This window comes from uncultured Chloroflexus sp. (assembly GCF_937951745.1).
GTDB lineage: Bacteria > Chloroflexota > Chloroflexia > Chloroflexales > Chloroflexaceae > Chloroflexus.
In genome coordinates, this window is sequence record NZ_CALFBQ010000076.1 from 1 (window position 1) to 21,339 (window position 21,339).

The window sequence follows — 21,339 nt, forward strand, 5'->3', positions numbered from 1 at the left end:
CTGACAACACTCGATGAGGTGAGCGAGGTTGATCTGACGATTGACGGCGCAGATGAGGTTGATCCGCAGATGGTGCTGATCAAGGGCGGCGGCGGCGCATTGTTGCGCGAGAAGATGGTTGCCCAAGCCAGCCGGCGGGTAGCGATTATCGTTGATGAGAGCAAGCTTTCGCCGGTACTTGGCACGCGCTTCGCCTTACCGGTAGAGGTGGTAGATTTTGGCCATCGGGCGACGGCGCGCTGGCTTGAAGCGCAAGGCGGCAGTGTGCGCCTCCGTCTGCGCACCGATGGCCAACCCTTCCGTACCGACCAAGGCAACTTGATCCTCGATTGGGCATACGGCCCGATTGCCGACCCGGCTGCGCTAGCGGCGCGGCTGGCAGCGCGGGCCGGCATCGTCGAGCACGGTCTGTTTGTTGGGCTGGCAACCGATCTCTTTGTCGCCGGTGCCTCAGGCGTGCGCCATCTCACGCGCTAAGATGCGGTACAATAGCGCGGTAGTTAGGTGACATACGATCACGGCTTCGCGTGCTTGACTGGATAGAAGATGGCTCCCCTTCAGAAGGGTGATCGCGCTCGCAGCGGAGATTGTTGCACCGCTTTGCGGCGGCTCACAGTGGCATACGTCGGTCAAGAGCGCGAGAACTGCGTTGGTAGCGTACCGATCGCGTTGAAGAAGAGTATCGAGAGTAACGTACTGCTTACAAAGCCGTTGGTCTTGTGAATAAGTTGGATGTATCGTATGCGGCTGGCGCCTTCAATTCTCACGGCTGATTTTGCCCGCTTGGGTGAACAGATTGCTGCTGCCTGCGACGCAGGTATTGACTGGATCCACCTTGATGTGATGGATGGTCGGTTTGTGCCGAATATCAGCTTTGGCCCCTTGGTGGTGCGGGCATTGCGCCCGCTGGCCGATCGCTACGGGGCGATGCTCGATGCCCACCTTATGATTGTCGAGCCTGAACGTTATCTAGCCGATTTCGCCGCTGCCGGCACCGACCTGATCACCGTTCATGCCGAAGCTACGCCGCATCTGCACCGGGCTGTGCAGATGATCCACGATTTGGGCAAGAAGGCCGGTGTGGCCATCAATCCGGCTACGCCGCTCAGTATGATCGAAGAGATGATCGATCAGGTTGAGTTGATCTTGCTGATGACGGTTAATCCCGGTTTTGGTGGTCAAGCCCTGATTCCCTCGGTGTTGGGTAAGGTGCGACGATTGGCCGCACTGGTAGGCGATCGGCCAGTCGAGATTATGGTTGATGGTGGGGTGCATCCAGCAACGATCGCTGCGTGCGCCGCTGCGGGTGCGACCGTGGCCGTGGTTGGTTCGGCAGTATTTGGCCCGCAGCCAATCCCAGACGCCATTGCCGCCTTGCGCGCTGCGCTGACCGAAGTGCCGGTGCGCTAAAGATCGCTGGCTGGTTGTGGTGGTGGTTCAGCTCTTTTCGATTTGTGATACGTAGGTGACGTATGTATCTAGCCGGCGACATTGGCGGCACCAAAACCATCCTTGCTTTGTTCGATCAGGCCGGCGGGCCGCATCATCCGCTCGTCGAGCAAACCTTTCCCAGTGCTCGCTATCCGAGCCTACAGGCAATTATTGCCGAGTTTTTGGCCCAACATCCGGCGGCGATCGCCGGTGCTGCCTTCGGCGTAGCCGGCCCAGTAGTTGCTGGGCGCGCTAGCATTACCAATCTCACGTGGACGATCGATGCCGCTGAGTTGAGCAGCGCACTAAGAGGCGCGCCGGTGCGCTTGCTCAACGACCTTGAGGCTATCGCGCAGGCAGTGCCGATCCTTGAGCCTGACGATTTAGCGACCCTCACGCCCGGCGCACCGGTAGCCGGTGGTGCGATCGGCGTGATCGCGCCGGGCACCGGCTTGGGTGAGGCGTTCTTGACGTGGGATGGTACACGCTACCGCCCGCATCCCTCTGAAGGTGGGCATGCAACCTTTGCGCCTCGCAATCAGGTGGAAAAAGACCTGCTCGATTATCTCCACCAACGCTTCAATCACGTCAGCTACGAGCGCGTCTGTTCAGGGATTGGCATTCCAAACTTGTACGCCTTCGTGCGTGACCGGCTCCTCCAGCGCGAGACGCCGGCGGTTGCCGAACAATTGGCTGCGGCGGCTGATCCGACGCCGATTATTGTGCAGGCGGGGATGGCAACCGAGGGGATGTGTCTGGTGGCGCGCACGGCGCTGGAGTTATTTGTGGATATTCTCGCCGCCGAAGCCGGTAATCTGGCCCTGAAGGTGTTGGCGACTGGCGGGGTGTATATCGGCGGCGGCTTGCCGCCACGGGTGCTCTCGTTGATCAAACGCGAACGCTTCTTGCAGATCTTCCGTGATAAGGGTCGCTTTAGTGACCTGCTGGCCCACGTGCCGCTGCATGTCATCCTTGAACCAAAAGCCGGCTTGCTCGGCGCGGCAGCTGCGGCGATGACTTGACATGGAGGTTATTTTAGTGTATGAATAACACTAAAGTGCAACCGGAGGAAAGGCTCGATCATGCAGGATGAACGTCCAGCTCTCTACGATGTCAGCAAATACCAATTACCGGCGGTAACGGTTGATGTTGTCATCTTCAGCTTGATCAATCGCACCTTGCATGTGTTATTGGTGCAACGCAAGCGCTGGCCATTCCAAGGGCGCTGGGCGATTCCGGGCGGATTCATCCGGCTTGATGAGTCGTTGGAAGAGGCGGCGCGGCGTGAGCTTGAAGAAGAGACCGGGGTGCGCGATGTGTACCTCGAACAACTGTACACCTTCGGTGATGTCCAACGCGATCCGCGCCACCGTGTGATCAGTGTGGCCTACATTGCGCTGGTGCGCGCCGATGCCCAGACGATCCGCGCTAGCGATGAAAACAGCGACGTGCGCTGGTTTCCGGTCGATCATGTGCCGGCGCCACTGGCCTTCGATCATGACCAGATTCTGGCCTATGCCCTCTCGCGCTTGCGCTCGAAGCTCGAATATACGACGCTGGCATTCCAATTATTGCCCGAACTCTTCTCAATCCTTGAATTAAAGCATATTTACGAACAAATTCTGGGTGAGAAGCTCGATAAAGGCAACTTCTACCGCAAAATCAAAGAGGCCGGTATTCTCGAAGAGACTCCCTATATGCGCGAGGGACGCGGTCGCCCGACCCGCCTCTGGCGTTTCCGTCGTGATCGGCCCGGCGATAAGCAGTTTGTCTTCCGCTGGCGCGAAGATCGCCGCGAGTGAGACTGCCCGCTCTTTTCCCCCCTGTAACGCAAGGTGGTATGATTCAAATAGACAACTAGCAGCTCCGCGAAGCGAGGCGCGTTATGCGTATGCTCGAAGTGTTGATTGTAGGCGGCGGGGTGATGGGCGCGGCGACAGCGTATGCGCTTGCCCGGCGCGGACGGCGGGTGCTGCTGCTCGAACAGTTTGCTATCGGGCATGCGCGCGGAAGTTCGCATGGGTTGTCGCGTTTGATCAGCTACGCCTATCCCCAACTACACTATACGCAACTGGCCATCGCCTCCCGGCAGGCATGGTCTGATCTCGAAGCTGATGCTGGCCAACGATTGCTCATCAAAACCGGTGCGCTTGAGCTAGGAGTAGCCGATTTGCCGTCCCTCCAAGCGCGGGCCGCCAATCTCGCTGCTGCCGGAGTGACGTTTGCACAGTTATCAGCATCTGAACTGCGCACACACTTTCCCCAACTCTCGATCTCTGATCAGACTATAGGCTTGTACCAACCGGATGGCGGGGTGTTGCCGGCTTCGCGCTGTGTGGCGACATTTATAGAACAGGCGCGCCGTTATGGCGCTGCCATTGCTGTGGGGGTGCGGGTCGATCGTATTGCACCAGATGGGGCTGGTGTGCGGGTTGATGCTGCTGGCGCAACCTATCGCGCGCAGCGGGTTGTGATCGCCGCCGGCTCGTATACGCCGGTGCTGCTGCGCAGTCTTGGCGTGTCATTTCCATTGCTGGTCACCCGCGAGCAAGCTGCCTGTTTTCTGCCCCGCGACCGGGTGTTAAGCAAGGTAGGCTATCTGCCGGTGGTCATCGATCACGACAGTGGCACTGAACCACCACTCATCTGTTTCCCCGATCTCGGTGAAGGGGTGAAGGCCGGGCGCCACGGTGTTGGTCCGCTGGTGCATAACCCCTACGAACCGCCGCCACTCCCCGATCCGGCTGAGAACGAACGGATCGCGCGCCGGCTCGAACAGACGCTTCCCGGTTTTGCGACCCGGCTGATACGCGCCGAGACGTGTCGCTATACCCATACGCCTGATGGCGATTTCCTCATTGATCGCCATCCTGAATATAGCCAAATTATTATTGCTGTTCCCTGCGCCGGCCATGGCTTTAAGTTTGCCCCATTAATCGGCGAGATCGTGGCCGATCTGGTTGGGCAAGGCTCAATGCAGTACGATCTTACCCCGTTTCGGTTCGATCGGCTACGCAAGCGGCATACGTTGGAATTGGCGTAAGTGGCCATCGGTCATTGTGAGAGCGTAACCCTGTTGTCATTGCGAGGGGCATAGCCTCCGAAGCAATCTCCCACTCAGGCGGGTAGCATGCCTCTAGGTATCTGTCCCGCGGTCGTGGGGATTGCTTCACCGCGCTTTGCCCGGCGTAATGTCACGGGGGAATTGCCCTTAACCTAGCTCACCCCCTCGAGGGGCGGAAGGTGCTTGCCCTCCCCTCGCAGAGACGGGGATGGGGGTGGGGTCTCGAACAGCCCCAAAAACCCACCACTTTTTCGTGTGTGTCTCTTTGTGGCTATGCTTTGCCCCGGCCCTTCAGGTCTGGGCTGCGGGTACGCAGCCTGCTGCGCGGGTTGATGGCTCGCCCCCCGGTTCCCGTTCCTACCTTGCGGGAGGGGGCATTGTTTACCGCAGAGGGCGCTGAGAGCGCAGCGGGGAAAGGCGACGCGGTGAACCTAACCCCTGTTGCACGTGCGTCTTTGTGTGCTGTGCGGCGTCGCTGGGTGGGCGGCAACGAGATTGCTCGAGCGGAACGTAGCAGCGCCCCTCGCCCGCTCCAGCGGACGAGGGGACGGGGGTGAGGGGAAACCAACGCCTTCCACGGCCATCTACTGTATTCGTGTTTCTAAGTGCTGTCTGCCCATCTACGCTCGCCGGCACGATCCGTCGTCGCAGACAGGATTGCCCCCGAAGAGGTAGCGGTTGCGGGCAATAAAGTTGTAGATCGGCCCAGCCACTGTCAGCGCGCCGGGCAGACTCATCAGTTCGCCTAACCCGCGTAAGGCTGGCAGCCGCAACAAGAGTTCGCGAACCGCTTCAGCTCCGCGATAGATTGTCCCGTCTGGCCCGACGACGTGCAGTTGCCCCATCGCTTCCTCGTGGCTAATCTGCGGAAACCGCTCGCGGGCAGCCGTACTGTTAGCGTCAAGCAATTCGATTTGGCGCTGCTCGTCGTACATCGCGACCCACTCAGCTTGTTGGCGGCACATCCGGCAGTTGCCATCGTAGAGCATGGTATAGGGCATGTGGTACATCCTTTCTGCTTAATATGGCATCATGGCCGTCACCACCAGCGCCAGCACGAGGATGCCGATGATTACTGCGCTTAAGATGCGAAACCATTGTTGGTAGCGTTTGCGGCTCATCTTGATGCCTCCCTACATATGTTGCAAGGCTCTGCTTGTATTATATCAATTCGCTTCGATCTGATATACGTGCGGCAGGAAAACTGCTGCACTCCATACGATAGCAGACTGCATGACTGCCGCTAAGCGTGGGCAGAGGGTATCATGCTAGGGCCAGCCGGTGATGGTTTGCCAGACCGCTTGCGTAATTGCCGCTACCACTGCGTGATGCCGGTATGGCGGCGGGGTGCGGTGCGGGTAAGTACGGTTACACAGCACAATGATGGCAAGCCGTTCTTGAGGAATCCCAACCATGATCGGGCCGGTAAACCCGCTGTGGCCGAATCCGGTCGTGATGGCTGGTCCCAGATATGGCCGTCGGAGCATCCAGCCCAATCCACTGACCGGTTGCCCGGTGCGCTCGGTTTGTGGTGTCAGCGCGGCGTGTGTCGTTTCTGAGCGCAAGAGCTGCTGGCCTTCCCATGCCCCGTCGCGCAAGAAGAGTTGCACAAGGCGCAGCGTTTCGCTTGCAATGCCAAATAGGCCGGCATGGCCGGCGATGCCGCCCAGCGCATAGGCACTCTCGTCGTGGGTGACACCATGGACGAGACCGCCGCGCCATGCCTCATCCCATTCGGTAGGGGCAATCCGTGGCTGCCATTCCACTGGCGGGCGGAAACGGGTCTCTTCTATGCCGAGCGGTGCGCAGACCAGCTCGCTGATCGCTTGGTCGAGCGGGCCGCCGTAAATCACTGCCACCAGCTCGCCGAGCAGAAAGGTGTTGAGGTTGGCGTATTCGGTCACGCTGCCGGGTGGGTGCTTAGGTGTCGCCGTATACACCGTTTGCCGGATCGTATGGGCGCCGGCGCGGGCCAGCGGTGCCATTTGCACAGCCAACCCGCTTTGATGGCTGAGCAAGTGGCGCACCGTGATGCCGCTAGCCTGTAGCGCCGGCAGCCAGTGCTGCACTGGCCGGTCGAGCGGCAGCATTCCGGCGTCATGTAAGCGCAGCGCCGCAGTTGCGGTAAAGACTTTAGTCAGCGAGGCGAGATCGTAGATGGTATCGAGCGTCACCGGTCTGGTGCCGGGATCATCGTACATAGTCGTGCCGTAAGCGGCGGCGTGGATCAGGCGATCATCCTGTGTGACCAAAACGACCGCGCCGGGGAAGATGCGTTCGTGAATAGCGGTGGTGATGATGGTGTCGATAGCTGGAATCATAGCAAAGCTTACGTTTCATAACGCGAACCGATTCCGCCGCAGCGCAATTTCCGCTAGCCAGAGCGCCAAGGCTAGCCCCGCTAGCAGCGGCCAGAGATATGTAACGGTGGATGATATAGGCGGCACGGTTGTTGCTGTCAGCGTCGGTTCCAGACTCCCGCCAGTGATGGTGGCGATCTGTTGCAAGAGGGCTTCCCCCTGCGCTGGATCGGTAAGCGCATACTCAGCCGGGGGCGGTAATACGTAGCCGATGCTGCGCTGGAGAGTTTGCCCGCCGGCGAACAAGGCAACGGTGATCTGGTACGGCCCGGTTGTGGCCAAGGCCAGCTCACGCGCATACGTACCCGGCGCTATCTGTGCCAAACTGACACTCTGCTCGCTCCCGTCGGGGAGGGTGACGCGCGCGCTGGCCTGCGCCAAATCGATCGGCACTCCTCCTGCCGTCTGCGCTGCAACCACTAGCCGCGCCCCGGCAGCCGTCGGTTCAACCCGCACTTGCAACGGCCCGCTATCGGGCGTAGGCAGCGTATAGCGCACAATCTGGCTCCAGAACCGATCGTATTCGGGCCATCCCGGCCACTTCGTCGCCCACGGCGCAGCGGCGCTCGCCGTCCACGCCACGCTGCGACCCAAGCCGTATTGCCAGACCGCTAGCAATGGATCGTCCGCTGAGCTTTCGAGCACGATAGTAGCTTCAGGGCGTGGTTGCAGCGCGATATAGCCATCAAGGATCGGCAGTGCGCGCGGATCAAGGTTGCGCACCAACGGATGCGGTTGCTTGAGCAGGGCCGATACCGGTTGTTCGACCGTGAGTTCAGCGCCAGCAATTTCGCTTTCTTGCAGCGTGATGCGCGGTAAGTCAGCGGCGTCAGCCACAAAATAATAGCGTCCATTGCCCCATTGCGCCAATTGTTCGAGCAGCTCGGTGTCGGCATCTAGCCCAATCGCGATGGTGGAAAGGGTGATCTGCTCGGCGCGGGCAGTCTCGATCAATTGCTGATAGCGCGAGTAGTTATTAAAGTAACTGCGTCCGTCGGTTAACAAGACAGCGTGGCGCGCGCTGTGCGGCTCAGCGGCCAGCGCCGGCAGCCCAACTGCCAGTGACCGTTCGATGTTGGTGCCGCCTCCGAGCGGCATAGTCGCGATCTGCGTTTGTAAAGCGGCAACGTTAGCACCTTCACCCACCGCTTGGAATGGCACCGTCCACAAGGTATCGGTATCGAACGCCAACACACCGATTCGGTCGCTCGGTTGCAGGGCGGTGAGGGCGAGGATAGCCGCTTCTTTGGCCATGTCAAATTTGCTCACGCCAAATGTGGCGCTCATACTGGCCGAGCGGTCGATGATCAGCAAGAGCGATACCGGTGTGCGTTGCGGGCGTGGCGGCGGCGTCATCACTAGCGGCAGCGCCTCGGCCAGTGGTGTCTCAGCGTAGCCGCCGAGGGTGAACGACTGCTTGCCGCCGAGCACCGTCAGCCCCTTGCCTTCGCTGCGCACAATTTCGCGCAGGGCAGCCATCTGCTCGAATGACAACTGGTTGGCTGGCACATCCACCAGCACAATGCCGTCATAGGCGGTAAGCTGGTCGAGATTGGCTGGTAACGACGCCGCCGGCAGGCGTTCCACGAGCATGCCGGACTGGCGCAGCGTTGCGGCGAGCATGGTGCCGCCATCGCGATAACCTTCAAGCAGGAGAATTGTTGGCGGCGGTATCACCAGTGCCGTCGCTGCCGCCGTGTTGTTGGCGTGAAATGTGTCATTGCCGACGGGGATCACTTCGGCGCGCAGGCGCAAGATTCCCGGTTCGCCGGCGGTATGGGTGATGGTGAACTGGTGCTGATCGGGTGGAATAAAGATCGGTTCTTCGCCGAGCAGTTGCTCATCGGCCCATACCCGCAGTCGGGCAGCCAGCGGTTCGGCGCTGTGCAGAGCGCGGTAGACGGTTGTGATAGTGAGGTCAAATACCTCGCCGCTACGGAGCAAGGCCGGCAGGTCGAGTCGGGTGATGGCAACTTCTGCAATAGTTGGCGGGGCGACGTAACGCACATCGATCTGGATGCCAGCCTGCGCAGCGCGATGCGCTTCGGCCAAAACATTGCCGCCGGTATGCTGGCCGTCACTAATCACAATCACTCTGCCGCCAGCGGGCAACAGTTGGCGGGCCATTCGTAACGCGGCGGCGAGGTCGCTGCCGGCGCTATCGGGCAACCGATCACCGCCAGCCACCACATTGGCACCAAACGCCAGCAGGCGCGTGGTCGGGCCGCTGGCATCGGCGATAGCTTGGGCCTCGGCGCGGATTGCTGCCTGCCCATCCGCAGTGAGACTAGCCGATTGATCGTACAGTACAAGGAGTGGGCCGGTTGCTGGCGCTCCCGGTTGTTGCCAGATCGGATCTGCCAGTGCGGTGATCAGGAAGGCGACAATGAGCATTCTCATCCCAACCACCGGCCACGGCAAGCGCTGGCCAGCTCGCCGCCAGATTAGCACTAATGCCGGCAACGCCAACAACAGCCAGAATAGATGAGGAGATTGCCAGATCATCGCGCCTCCACTTGGGGCCGGCGTTGGATGTACAACCATTCGCCAATCAAGACGATGATCGCAGCAATGATCAGCCACGACCACAGCGGTTGCGGCGCCGCGGCGCGGGTTACCGGCGTTTGCACCGGCGCTGCGCCGATGGCGGCGCTGGCAAAGCGCGGCGTTGGATCCGCTTCGCCGATGGCGCCGGCGTTCACTGGAAACTGCGTTTCGCGCAGGAGTTGGTCACCCGCCCACTCTTGCACGCGGTAGACTCCGACTTGCCTTGGCTCGATGGTGGCCGGAATGGCCGGCTGCACGGCGATCGTCGTTCTGTTTCCGTTGGGGTCAATCACAGTCAGTTGCGTTGCCCGAATATCGGCTTGGTAAACCAGCGGCGCGCCGAGGATCAACGCAACCGGCGCGGGCGGCGGGGTCAGATCGCGCACGGTGCGGGCGACGAGCAGCGGAAAGGCTAACCGTGTGGTAAGCGCTTCGTTCGCTACATCGAAATTCCAGACCGCCACCTCGCTGTGCTCGAATCTTCCGCGCAGGATTAGCGGAATGCCATCGCTGAGCGCGAGCGGGGTCAGCCACGCTGGCGGTTCGATTGCGGCAATTCGACCCCACGCGATCCCGCCCAGATTGACATCGCGCAACAATGCTTCACCGGCAGGGGTAAAGGTGAGCGTCGTTCCGGCGGGAGTTGGGCCGTTACTGGGGAGTAACTCACCAGCCGGAGGATTGATGATCAGCATGGCACCCGCTAGCCAGCGTCGAGGTTGCGTGTTCACAAAGATCGTGAGATCGGCAGCGGCGTCGGGGACAAACGCCGCTGGATCGACGGTGGTCAGCCGCACTTCCGGCATCGCTTGCAAGGCCCGCGCCAGTGCTGGTGCGTCGTTAGCAACTAACACAACATTGATCGGGCGCTGGCCGCTGACATTCACCACCGCCGCATCGTCGAGCGGCAAGCCGTCGTTGCCGTTCAATTCCAACCGGATCTGTTGCGCTGGGCCGGGTAATGTCCATGCCAATTCCAAAGCGGTGTCGGGACGCATGTTCACCGCTTCATTGCGGCTGATCCGTTCATCAACCAGCAGCCGCACGGTGCCGCGGAACGGTTGATTGCCATGGTTCGCTAGCCGGGCGTAGACATGCACTGCGCCGGCGTTGCCTGATCGCGCGGCGAGCGTGACGACGGCGCGGTTCGGTTGATCCGTGCCAAGCACTTCGATCTGGAGCGGCAGCCGTAAAACGGTGAGATCAGGCAGAGGTAAGGCGCCATCGGTCAACCAGACCACCCGTGCGCCGGGTTGGTCGAGCAGAAAAGTTTCGGCGATGGTCAGCGCACCGTTCACATCACTACCCGCACCTTCGACTGTCACCTGTTCGAGTGCCGCTAGCAGGCGTGCCGCATCGGCGCTGCTACCGCGGTCAATCAGGCGTGCCTGCGGCCCGGCGCTGATCAGCACGACCTGATCGGCGCCGCGCATCTGCCTAATGAAGGTAGCGGCCTGTTGGCGCGCGCGTTCGAGCCGGGCGTTGCCGCCTTCGCGCAGTGCCATACTGGTAGAGGTATCGATCAGGATCGCGGTCGCTCGCACTGAACCCAGCCACGGCAAGGGGAGTTGGGGTTGGGCTAACGCGAACCCGATAAGGAATGCTCCTAACAAATGCAGGAACAGTAGCAAGCTCCAGCGTAATCGCCGGCGGCGATGGGCGGTTGGCCGTGGCACGAGCTGTTGCCAGAGCAGGAGTGAAGGTACCACAGTACGTCGCCGGCGTGCTTGCCTCAGATGCAAGATGACAATTACCGGCAAGGTCAAGAGTGCAAGTAAACCAAGCGGAGCAAGCAAGGTCATGGCATTCCCACGTCATAAACTCACAGTATGCTTCCTTCACGTCCTTGGTGCTCTTGGCACCTTTGCGTTTCCAGCCCTTCGCACCCTTACCATTACCCTAAAAACCGTCGCACACGCAAAAACGGGATGATCTGGCGTTCGAGCGGCCAATTCACCATCACTGGCGCATACGCCATCCCGCGCGCAGTGCAGCGCTGAGCAATCGCTGAACGCCATGCATGCGCCGCCGCACGATAGGCAGCCAGCGTCTCGTCATCAAGGTCGATCACCAACTGCTCACCCGTTTCACTATCAACTAACTCGAGCGAGCCATACAGGGTTGGTTCCAACTCGGCTTGGCTCAGCAAATGCAACACCAGCACTTGCCAACGTGGAGCCGGTAAGTATTGAGCAATCGTTTCAATTGGCATCGGCGTCAGCAGGTCGGAAATCACGAGCACCAATCCGCCCTGTGGTCGCCGCTGCACGACTTGCTGCGTCGCTTGCGCCAGATCGGTCTGATGGCCCGGCGCCAGCGCGCGCAGGTGACGAAAAAGGCTGACGGCCAGTGCTTTGCCACGCACCGGCCCGAACACTGGCCCCGTTTGCCCGCTAGCCAACACCGTAACCTGATCGCCATGGGCTAACGCAAGATAACCAATCGCGCCAGCCAATTGGAGCGCCAATCGTAGTCGTGCTGGTTCACCGGTTGCCATACTGCGCGAGGTGTCAACGATCATACTCACCGCCACCTCTTGCTCGATCTCACCTAGGCGCACCAGCAAGTGTTCTTGGCGCGCGTAGGCATGCCAGTCGAGATAGCGCGGATCATCGCCATGCACGTAAGGACGATGGTCATTAAAAATGATCGCCGGCATCTGCTGGCGGCTGGGGTGTTGGCCCACAGTTGGCGTGCCGCGTAGGGTGCGTTGCGCCTGCAGGCTGAGCCGTTCAAGCCGGCGCAAGAAGGCTTCATCAAACAGAGGCGGTTCAACGACAGCCGGTTTACGGCGAAAAATAGTTGCGAACCACATCGCGTACATCCGAAGGAATATGCAGCGGATCGTCGGCAGCTTGCACGGGGCCGCCGGCGCTGTTGCTGCTCGACCGGATCGATAATCCACCCGGCTGGTCGCTGCCAGCTTGCCCCGTGTTTGCACCAGCAGCCGATATTTGACCGGTGCCGCTGCTTTCGAGCTCGAACGGCCTGCCATCGGCACCCAGCGGGCTAAACGTTTGCTCACGGCGTTGACTGCCGGGAGCGTTGCCGGCCCCGCCGCCGCCGCCATCGGCTACCGGCACGGCTGGTTGGCGCTCGAGCGCATCGGCCAGCGCCTCAACTCCGGTGGCGCCGGCCAGCGCATCGCCGAATTGCAGTGCGTCAGCCGTAGCTCGCATCTGATCGGCCAGATCGGGCCGCACTTGCGCAATGTCACGCGCCGCTTCCCGCAACGCTTGGGCTATGGCTTCTCGCGCTGCCGGCGAAATCTCGCCCATCTGATCGGCCAGTTCACGCAATGCATCAGCCGCGCCGGCAATGTCACCCCGATCCAACGCCTCAGCCGCCGGGCGGGTAATGCTCTGATCACGCAACGCATCGGCGAGCGCCGACAATACACCCGGATCAGTCCCACCTAGAGCGGTTGGCTCCCCGGCGAGCGGTGGCGGCTCCGGCGCGGGTGCGTCGACCACTGGATCGGGCCGGTTTAAAGGAGGTAACGGCTCAGCGCTGCCAACCGGCGGGATCGGTCGCTCCACCAGTGCCAGCAATCCAGCCAAGACTAGCAGGAGCGCGCTTAACATCAACGCTTCCGGCCAGAGCGGCTGTCGTGTTCGATTGACATAATATTGAATGCGTTTGACACTCTCTTGGGCTTGCTGCGCTAGCTGGGCCGCGACCCCGCTTGGCTCGCCGTTCAATTCCAACGCGGTACTCAATTGCTCCTGCAACCGAAACCGGCGATCGAGCCGCCGGGCCGCGATTTGGGGTGTTAAGCGGAAGGCTAGCGTTTGCATACCACCAAGAATGGCGCTGCCGGCAATGATCCACCCCAGCAGCGGGCGGGCTAATGGCGCGATCCCTAATATTGGCAAGATGGTGCCAATGCAGGCAATGATGAAGCCAATGCTGACGGTGCGCACCAGTGTTTCGATCGCGTGCTGGCGCCAGCGTTGGGCGCTGAGTTGGCGGAGGTGTTGCGCGAGTTGGTGTTGCATACTAGCAGTGTACCACAATCAGATCGGGTACAATATGACACGCCGATGAGTTTTTGGGAGTAGCGATGAGGGAGGCGGGCCAATATCCCCTGTCTCTTTTTTCTATGGTGGGTGCATACATAAGGAGAAGGGATATGAATGATCTGCTCGCGCTGCTGGCTCGCCGGGTGGCCGAGGGGCGCCCGTTGCGGGTAGGCTTGATCGGGGCCGGGAAGTTTGGCACAATGTTTTTGGCGCAGGCTCGCCGGGTGGCCGGTTTGCACGTGCTTGGCGTCGCCGATCTGGCGCCCGATCGGGCGCGGGCGGCGCTGGCGCGGGCCGGCTGGCCTGTCGAACAATATGCTGCGGGATCGCTAGCCGATGCGCTCAAGACCGGTGCTACGTATGTAGGTGACGATGCCGCAGCGTTAATTGCCGCCGATGGCCTTGATGTGATCGTCGAAGCAACCGGCGTGCCGGCGGCGGGGGTGGCGCACTGTCTGCTCGCGATCGAGCACCGTCGCCACATTGTGATGGTGAATGTCGAGGCTGATGCGCTGGTTGGCCCGTTGCTCGCTCGCCGCGCCGCCGAAGCTGGCGTTGTTTACTCGCTGGCTTATGGCGATCAGCCGGCCCTGATTGCCGAGCAGGTGGAGTGGGCGCGGGCTTGTGGCTTTGAGGTGATTTGCGCCGGTAAAGGCACGCGCTATCTGCCCCATTACCACCAAAGCACGCCAGAAACTGTCTGGCAGTATTACGGTCTCAGCGCCGAGCAGGCTGCCGCTGGCGGAATGAACCCGCAGATGTTCAATTCCTTTCTCGACGGTACCAAGTCGGCGATCGAGATGGCGGCGGTGGCGAATGCATGCCATTTGCACCCGCAACCCCATGGCCTTACCTTCCCGCCGTGCGGGGTCGATGATTTAGCTCACGTCTTGCGCCCGCAGACGGCTGGCGGTCAACTGGCCCACGCCGGCACCGTTGAGGTGGTCTCGTCGCTCGAACGCGATGGCCGCCCAGTCTTCCGCGATCTGCGCTGGGGAGTCTACGTGGTCTTTGCCGCGCCCGACGACTACGTGCGGCGTTGTTTTGCCGAATATGGTCTTGTCACCGATTCAAGCGGCGTCTACAGCGCGCTCTACCGTCCTTACCACTTGATCGGCCTTGAGTTGCCGATCTCGGTGTTGCGGGTGGGTTTGCGCCACGAGGCGACCGGTTGTCCGCAAGCGTTTCTGGGTGATGTGGTGGCGGTGGCTAAGCGTGATCTCGCCGAGGGTGAGGCGCTCGATGGCGAGGGTGGCTACACGGTGTACGGTAAGCTGATGCCGGCTGCCGATTCGGTGGCTGCCGGCGCGTTGCCGATCGGTCTTGCTCACGGCATCCGTACCCTGCGCCCGATTCCAGCCGGGGCTGTGGTGCGTTGGGATGATGTCGCCTACGAAACGAACCATTCCACCGTGCGCTTGCGCCGGTTGATGGAGCGCACAATGGCGCCGGGGGTGGCCCAATGACGGTGGCGTTGCTTGGTCTTGGCTTGATGGGCCGGCCGATGGCCCGCACCTTGTTGGCTGCCGGTTGGTCGTTGGTGGGTTGGAATCGCTCGCCGCTCGATCCCGAACTTACCGCCGGGATTCCGCTGGCGACCACGCTCGCGGAAGCGGCGCACGCGGATGTGCTGATTCTGATGCTGAGCGACTCGGCGGCAGTTGATGATCTGCTCTCACGGCTTGATCCGCTGTTACAACCCGGCCAATTGGTGATCGATATGGGTAGTTCCGACCCGCTGCGTTCACAGGCACACGCGACGACACTGGCCGCGCGCGGGATTGGGTGGGTTGATGCGCCGGTGTCGGGTGGCCCAGAAGGGGCGGCAGCAGGTACGCTGGCGATTATGGTGGGAGGCGCGGATGCTGATGTGGGGCGGGCGTGGCCAATACTCAGCGCATTGGGCCGACCGACTCACGTTGGCCCGGCTGGGGCTGGCCATACTGCTAAAGTCATCAACCAACTGATTGTCGGTTTGACCATACAGGCTGTCGCCGAAGCAACCGTCTTAGCCGAGGCGTATGGCCTTGATCCGGCACTGCTCCGCGCCGCGCTGGCCGGTGGCTTTGCCGACTCGAAAGTGTTGCAGATCCACGGCGCGCGCATGGCAGCGCGACGCTACATCCCCGGTGGCAAAGTAACGACGCAGCTCAAGGATTTGCGCATGGCGGCGGCGATGGCGGCAGCAGCAGGGATCGAGCTGCCTCACTTGCGCGATACCATCACCCGCTACGAGACGTTGGTTGCGCGTGGGCACGGCGATCTTGACCATTCGGCATTACATATGTTGTTAGCGCAAAAGGTGACCTCGTAGGGACATTGCGCCTTCATAGCCTTACACCGCTACGGTGTTGCCGGCAGACGCGGTACGTGGCGCGCGGCATGCCGGGGTGATGGACAACCATCGGGCCGGGAGCAGCACGCTCCCGGCCCGTGAATTCGCCGTTCCGACCGGTGTTTACCGCTGTACCAGCGGCACGTAAATCCGCGCAGGGATAAGGTAGCTCTCGCCCGTCGTGAAGGGGAGGTTGTTCACACTCAACCCGGCTAAGTCAGCAATCGTAGCGCTAGCCGGTATGTCGAGGCGCAGCGTGCCAGCACCAACGGCGACAATGACTGTGTACGTCGCGCCGCTGCCATTCGTAATGCTCGCACCGCTGAGCGTGCCAGTGGCGGTCAGGGCGAAGTCAGCGGTGTCCACCTCCGCTACCGGTTCATCGAAGGTGACTTGGAACTGCACGCTGGTATTGTTGATGGAATTTGGCTTGATGCGGGTGATGGCTTGTACCGATGGTAGTACGAGGTAAGCGATCACGTAATCGGCTTGAGGAATACCGGCGGCGTCGAAGAAGTCGCCGCCACGTACAGGTTGCTACCGCTCACCACGAGGGCGGAGACCCAGCGGTTCAGCGTGTTGGGATTAGCGCTGAGGTTCGTCCGTTGCGCAGCGCCGCTGGCAAGGGACTGGAAAACGGCTCCTCGCTGCGGGTCGAGGGCGACCTACCAGCCGCTCACGTCAAGCGTGCCGCTGGAGGCACTGTCAATTCGCAGGGTGCCGTCGGGGTTAAGCAGGCGTTCCGCGGGGATAGCGGAGAGCGACGCATAAATAGCGGCGCGCATGCCACTGAGGAAGAGACTGAGCGTAACGATAACGGCGATGATTGCAGTTCGGATGCGCATAAGTCAGCTTCCTTTCACAAAACGATACAGTGGTTCCTGAAGATACGATTGTCGTTGCATTGCCTAACCTGCATGCGTGGCTCTGTCGCTTGGTGCGCTTTCGAACAAAACGGCCTCCTTCGCTATTATAAAGACGACGTATTGACTCGAACGAACGATACTATTGGAACGTATCGTGATGTCAATGGCGTGAGCTGATTGCGGTGCATGCTGAGCTACCCGTCTGTTGCCATAAGTACAGCGGGCGTTAAACCGTGGGGGGCATTCGGATTGCGATTCTGTGAGGGAGGGACATTGCGCTACAATGTTCTTACTTTCAGGACATTGCGCCGCACTATTCCTACGGCGATGACGGCGACGATACCGTACCGGAGGCGTCGTTGAACCGGTAGCCGACGTGCGGTTCTGTGATGATGTAACGCGGGTGGGCGGGATCGGGTTCGAGTTTGACTCGCAGCCGCCGGATGACACCTTTGACGTAATCGGTCGCGTCGGCATACTGCGGACCCCATACCCGCTGCACGATTTGGCGCGCCGTGACCACGCCGTTGCGGTGCGCCACCAGTTCGGCCAGCACGGCGTACTCGATCGGGGTTAAGCTCACTGGTTGACCTTGCCGCAAGACGATCCGCCGGGTGGTGTCGATCACCAAATCGGCGCATTGGATCAGCGGCTGTGGGGCACGGCTTCGCCGCAACACGGCCCGAATCCGGGCCAGCAATTCGCTCAGCCTGAAGGGTTTGACCAGATAATCATCGGCCCCATTGTCGAGCGCGGTGACAATATCAGCTTCCGCGCCTTTGACGCTCACGACGATGATCGGTGTTGCGCTTTGCTGGCGAATCTGCTGGCAAACGCCAATACCGCCCAGTTTCGGCATCACCAGATCAAGCAGCACCAAATGCGGCCCCACCTGCCGGAACGCTGCCAGCGCCGTTTCGCCGTCATGGGCAGCGGACACCTCGTAACCTTGCGCCCGCAGCGCCGGCGTGATCGCGGCGACAATCCCCGGATCGTCATCGACAATTAGAATGCGCTGTTTCATGCTGACTTGTCATCACCCAGCCACACTGGCGGTTCGTCGCTCACCAGTGGTAACACGATCCGAAACACGTTCCCACCCCCCGGACGATCATCAACCCAGATCTTGCCGCCGTGGGCGGTGACAATACCGTGACAGATGGCTAGCCCCAGCCCGCTACCGCTGCGATGACTGCGCCGGTCGCGTTCGAGCCGGTAGAACCGTTCAAAGATGCGCTGCCGTTCGGCGGGCGGAATCCCCGGTCCGCGATCGCCGACGCTGATCACCAACTGGGTGCTGGTGCAGAAGGCTTCCACTGTGACCGGCCCCGTTGGTGGGCCATATTTGTGCGCATTTTCGATCAGATTCCACAACACCTGCGCCAGCAAGATCGGATCAATGTAGAGTAGCGGCAAGGTTGGCGAGATGAAGGTTTCGATGCGGCATCCTGGATCGTGCTGGCCAAAACTCGTTACTACATCCTTCACCAGCATTGCCAGCTCAACCCACTCGCGGTCGATCGGCAAGGTTCCGGCTTCGATACGCGATAGATCGAGCAGTTGATCGACAAACCGGCTGAGGCGGGTGGTTTCGCGGGCGATATTGCACAGCAAGGCCCGATTTTCAGTCACCGAAACGGCATGCTGTCGGTCGAGGAGATCCTCAACTGAGGCGCGGATGGCGGTTAGCGGCGAGCGTAGATCGTGCGAGACGCTGGCTAGAAAGGCGCTCTTAAGCTGATTGGCTTGCCGTAATGCCTCGTTCTCGCTCGCTATTTGCCGCAGGCGCGCATTGCTCAGCGCCAACCCCAATTGCTGCGCAATGGTGAGCAACAAACTCAAATCTTCGCCGCTGATATGGCGGTGAGCGTGGCTACCGATCACGAGTACGCCAGCGCCAGTGGCATTCACCATTAGCGGCAGCACCACCAGATCGCAAAAATCGGCTAACGGCCACGGCAGTGGTTCAGTCGCGGCATGGCGCCGGCAGAGCCACGCTGGTTGGCCGGTGGCAAAGACGGTCTCGATCAGGGCTGCTATCTGCGCTTGATCGATGGCGCTCTGCAGTGTGCCGGCAATGGTGAGGCGCTGATCTTCTTTCAGTGCGATCAACCCAGCGTCGAGCCGGGTGATGGCGAGGATGCGTTGCACGACTATATCAAGCTGGCGCACCGGATCGAGCAAGGTGCTGAGAAAAAAGACCAGTGAGTTAATGACCTCGGTTTGGGCGGCATAGGCCTGCAAGTCGTTGTACAGCCGGGCGTAGCGCAGCATCGCCGCGCCATGAGTCGCCAATATCGCGCCGCATTGTTGCTCAGTCGCCATCCATAATTGGGCCGGGCGCGTCACCAGTATGACACCGCCAATATCAGGAAGCGGAAATCCGGCTAGTTTTGGCAACAGGTGCGGCATGTAAACAAATGGTTCAGGGATGGATCGCCATGCCAGTGCAACCGGATCGCGCACCACCGCTTGTAAGATCGCCAGCGCCTGCTCCCCTGATTCTCCCGGCGCAGTCCAGAAATAGGCGTGCGAGCGATCAATCGATGCGCCTTCAACTAGAGCCACCCCAGTGGCATCTAGCAGGCGGCCCATCTGTTCGATGATGACCGCTGGAGTGTACTGTGGATCAAAGGCGTTGCTGATAGCGCGCATTGCTGTGGCGAGCTGGGCGGTGCGATCGGGCCGGGAAGTCGCCGTCTGCGCTGGAATCTCGCTCGCTATGGGCGGCGTCCAACCGGAGAAGGTGCGCGGGCGAACCGGTTGTCTGGCCCATTCCAAGCGGTAGCGGCGCTGCACTTCGGCAGCAGCAGCCGCAAGGACGCCGGTGAGGAACGGGCGTGCTAACCGGTAGTCGCCAGTGATGTCGAGCACGCCGATCAGCTGTCCATCATCAGGATGAATAACCGGCGCGGCGGTACAAGTGACATCTTGCCAGCCGCTACAGTAGTGCTCGGCCCCCACCAATTGCACCACGCGCCCGGTTGTCAGCGCGACCCCGATCGCATTGGTGCCGGCCACCGCTTCGCTCCAATTGCTGCCGGGCAGTAACCCTTTGCGCGCTAGCCGCCGGCGGCAGTGCGGATCACCGTCCACGTCCAGCAGCGTGCCTTCAGCGTCGCTGAGCGCAATCACATACCCGGCATCGCCGAGTGTAGCCCGCAGACGGGCAAGGATTGGGCTCGCCGCGCGTAACAAGGTTGTGTGCCGTTCACGGAGCTCGGCCAATTGCCGATCGCTGGTTGTGGCAAAACGGGCAAGCTGCACCTCGGCATTGACCGCCAGCGTCCGGCAGCGTTGCCATGAATCGCGGATCACCGCGCGCATTGGCGAGAGGTCAACCTCGCCGCTGGCGATGAATTGCTCGCGTAACGTAGCTATCCGCCAAACTAGCGTCTCAAGGTCTCCCGGAGCGGCAATGTGCAGCGGTGCTTCGCTCATAACGCCTCCCTGCGCGAGCAAGCTTTGGAATTGGGTGTGGATACTCTGGTTATACCATGCCTCCCCGCACTCGTCTACTCATGCCGCCGGTTTTTTCACTGCTTTTTCACCGCGCCCCCTCCCTTTTCCTGTTACGATGCTCTCAACCCCACATGCAGCTAATCGACCGTCACAATGGTGGTGACCGGCATGTCATCGGAGACAGGAGGAGTGTATGTACCGCACTGCTGATGGCCGCGAGATCTTCGTCATCGATGCCCATACCCATCTGTGGGATGCTAGCCCAGAGAATCAGCGCGGCAAGTTGGGCAAGGGTTGGATTGATTGCTTCTATGCTTACCACAAGAATCTCTCGCCGCCCGATAAGGTGTGGACGCTCGAACACTACGAGCGCTATTCGGTCGAAGATATGGCCCGCGACCTCTTTGTCGAGGGCTATGTCGATATGTGCATCTTGCAGTCAACCAACCTGTTCGAGTTTTACCACACCGGTTTCAACCCAATCGAGCGCAACGCCCAGCTCAAAGAGGCCTTCCCGGAGCGCGTGATTCTCAACGGTTCGTTTGACCCGCGTCATGGCGAAGACGGCCCGCTCGGCCTGAATGCGTTGCGCCAAGCTAAGCAACAGTACGGTATTCAAGGCGTCAAGCTGTATACTGCCGAGTGGCACAACGGCTCGCGGGGGTGGAAGTTGAATACCCCAGAAGCCTATCGCTTCTTTGAAGAGTGCGAAAAGCTCGGGATCACGAACATTCACATTCACAAAGGTCCGACCATCTGGCCGCTCGATCGCGACTCGTTCGATGTGGCCGACGTTGACTATGTAGCCACTGATTTTCCCGGTCTTACCTTTATCGTCGAGCATTGTGGCCTGCCGCGCCTCGAAGACTTCTGCTGGATTGCGACCCAAGAGACGAATGTCTGGGGCGGCCTCGCTGTGGCTATGCCCTTCATCCATTCCCGCCCGCGCTACTTCGCCGAAGTGATGGCGAACCTGCTTTACTGGCTCGGCCCCGACAAGTTGACCTTTGCTAGCGACTATGCGCTGTGGACACCGGGTTGGCTGGTTGAGAAGTTTATGGCCTTTGAGCTGCCCGAAGACCTTGAGGCTGAGTTTGGCGTCAAGCTGACGATGGAAGCTAAAGAGAAGATTCTTGGCCTGAATGCAGCCCGGCTCTACGGGATCGACTCGGAAGCGAAGAAGGAGCAATTGCGGAATATGCCGGTTGTGCTCGACGGTGCCGCGCCGGCCACCGTCTGAAAGGAACTGCCG

General features: G+C 60.7%; 18 protein-coding genes. 8 read left to right on the plus strand and 10 right to left on the minus strand.

All coding sequences use genetic code 11. The features are described from left to right. From rpiA to solA, 5 genes are all read left to right on the plus strand, one after another. Window positions 1–477, plus strand: a 477-nt coding sequence (gene rpiA, locus Q1A59_RS16340; RefSeq protein ID WP_367280907.1) for a ribose 5-phosphate isomerase A, incomplete at its 5' end; no start/stop codon positions are given. Between the two features lie 264 nt (window positions 478–741). Then, window positions 742–1,410 (plus strand): ribulose-phosphate 3-epimerase, encoded by a 669-nt coding sequence (gene rpe, locus Q1A59_RS16345; protein ID WP_298403085.1) that lies wholly within the window; start codon window positions 742–744, stop codon window positions 1,408–1,410. A 62-nt stretch (window positions 1,411–1,472) separates the two neighbouring features. Continuing rightward, the gene (gene glk / locus Q1A59_RS16350) at window positions 1,473–2,453 is read left to right on the plus strand and encodes a glucokinase (protein ID WP_298403087.1); all 981 of its coding nucleotides are present in this window, start codon (window positions 1,473–1,475) and stop codon (window positions 2,451–2,453) included. A gap of 60 nt (window positions 2,454–2,513) precedes the next feature. Continuing rightward, on the plus strand, window positions 2,514–3,233 hold the full coding sequence (locus Q1A59_RS16355; protein ID WP_298403088.1) for an NUDIX domain-containing protein: 720 nt from the start codon (window positions 2,514–2,516) through the stop codon (window positions 3,231–3,233). A gap of 83 nt (window positions 3,234–3,316) precedes the next feature. After that, window positions 3,317–4,474, plus strand: a complete 1,158-nt coding sequence (gene solA, locus Q1A59_RS16360) for an N-methyl-L-tryptophan oxidase (protein WP_298403090.1) — start codon at window positions 3,317–3,319, stop codon at window positions 4,472–4,474. A 641-nt stretch (window positions 4,475–5,115) separates the two neighbouring features. Here solA and Q1A59_RS16365 read toward each other — a convergent pair. The 6 genes from Q1A59_RS16365 to Q1A59_RS16390 form a co-directional block, all read right to left on the minus strand. After that, window positions 5,116–5,496 (minus strand): thiol-disulfide oxidoreductase DCC family protein, encoded by a 381-nt coding sequence (locus Q1A59_RS16365; protein ID WP_299645244.1) that lies wholly within the window; start codon window positions 5,494–5,496, stop codon window positions 5,116–5,118. A gap of 267 nt (window positions 5,497–5,763) precedes the next feature. Next, complete coding sequence (locus tag Q1A59_RS16370; RefSeq protein WP_298403092.1) at window positions 5,764–6,816, minus strand: serine hydrolase; 1,053 nt, start codon at window positions 6,814–6,816, stop codon at window positions 5,764–5,766. Between the two features lie 15 nt (window positions 6,817–6,831). Continuing rightward, the gene (locus tag Q1A59_RS16375; RefSeq protein ID WP_298403094.1) at window positions 6,832–9,360 is read right to left on the minus strand and encodes a VWA domain-containing protein; all 2,529 of its coding nucleotides are present in this window, start codon (window positions 9,358–9,360) and stop codon (window positions 6,832–6,834) included. Then, the gene (locus tag Q1A59_RS16380) at window positions 9,357–11,204 is read right to left on the minus strand and encodes a VWA domain-containing protein (RefSeq protein ID WP_298403095.1); all 1,848 of its coding nucleotides are present in this window, start codon (window positions 11,202–11,204) and stop codon (window positions 9,357–9,359) included. Before Q1A59_RS16380 ends, Q1A59_RS16375 begins: the two co-directional genes overlap by 4 nt. 92 nt (window positions 11,205–11,296) lie before the next feature. Next, window positions 11,297–12,217, minus strand: a complete 921-nt coding sequence (locus Q1A59_RS16385) for a DUF58 domain-containing protein (protein ID WP_299645245.1) — start codon at window positions 12,215–12,217, stop codon at window positions 11,297–11,299. Next, a complete protein-coding gene (locus Q1A59_RS16390; protein WP_299645246.1) occupies window positions 12,189–13,400 on the minus strand; it encodes a hypothetical protein in 1,212 nt (403 codons plus the stop codon). The genes Q1A59_RS16385 and Q1A59_RS16390 overlap by 29 nt, the downstream gene beginning before the upstream one ends. Window positions 13,401–13,534: 134 nt before the next feature. Between Q1A59_RS16390 and Q1A59_RS16395 the strand changes: the two genes are divergently transcribed. After that, on the plus strand, window positions 13,535–14,890 hold the full coding sequence (locus Q1A59_RS16395) for an NAD(P)H-dependent oxidoreductase (RefSeq protein ID WP_298403098.1): 1,356 nt from the start codon (window positions 13,535–13,537) through the stop codon (window positions 14,888–14,890). Next, window positions 14,887–15,738 (plus strand): NAD(P)-dependent oxidoreductase, encoded by an 852-nt coding sequence (locus Q1A59_RS16400; protein WP_298403099.1) that lies wholly within the window; start codon window positions 14,887–14,889, stop codon window positions 15,736–15,738. The genes Q1A59_RS16395 and Q1A59_RS16400 overlap by 4 nt, the downstream gene beginning before the upstream one ends. Before the next feature lie 144 nt (window positions 15,739–15,882). On the opposite strand, the gene Q1A59_RS16405 is transcribed toward Q1A59_RS16400, so the two are convergent. The 4 genes from Q1A59_RS16405 to Q1A59_RS16420 all read right to left on the minus strand — a co-directional run bounded on the left by Q1A59_RS16405 (window position 15,883) and on the right by Q1A59_RS16420 (window position 20,066). Then, the gene (locus tag Q1A59_RS16405; protein WP_298403100.1) at window positions 15,883–16,239 is read right to left on the minus strand and encodes a hypothetical protein; all 357 of its coding nucleotides are present in this window, start codon (window positions 16,237–16,239) and stop codon (window positions 15,883–15,885) included. A 185-nt stretch (window positions 16,240–16,424) separates the two neighbouring features. Beyond that, window positions 16,425–16,604 (minus strand): hypothetical protein, encoded by a 180-nt coding sequence (locus Q1A59_RS16410; protein ID WP_298403101.1) that lies wholly within the window; start codon window positions 16,602–16,604, stop codon window positions 16,425–16,427. Window positions 16,605–16,944: 340 nt separating this feature from the next. Further along, entirely contained in the window at window positions 16,945–17,649 is a 705-nt protein-coding gene (locus tag Q1A59_RS16415; RefSeq protein WP_298403102.1) for a response regulator transcription factor, read from the minus strand. Continuing rightward, window positions 17,646–20,066 (minus strand): ATP-binding protein, encoded by a 2,421-nt coding sequence (locus tag Q1A59_RS16420; RefSeq protein WP_298403104.1) that lies wholly within the window; start codon window positions 20,064–20,066, stop codon window positions 17,646–17,648. Before Q1A59_RS16420 ends, Q1A59_RS16415 begins: the two co-directional genes overlap by 4 nt. A gap of 214 nt (window positions 20,067–20,280) precedes the next feature. Between Q1A59_RS16420 and Q1A59_RS16425 the strand changes: the two genes are divergently transcribed. Continuing rightward, window positions 20,281–21,327 carry an amidohydrolase family protein gene (locus Q1A59_RS16425; protein ID WP_298403106.1) on the plus strand — a complete coding sequence of 349 codons (1,047 nt, stop codon included), beginning with the start codon at window positions 20,281–20,283 and terminating at the stop codon, window positions 21,325–21,327. The last annotated feature ends 12 nt before the right edge of the window (window positions 21,328–21,339 follow it).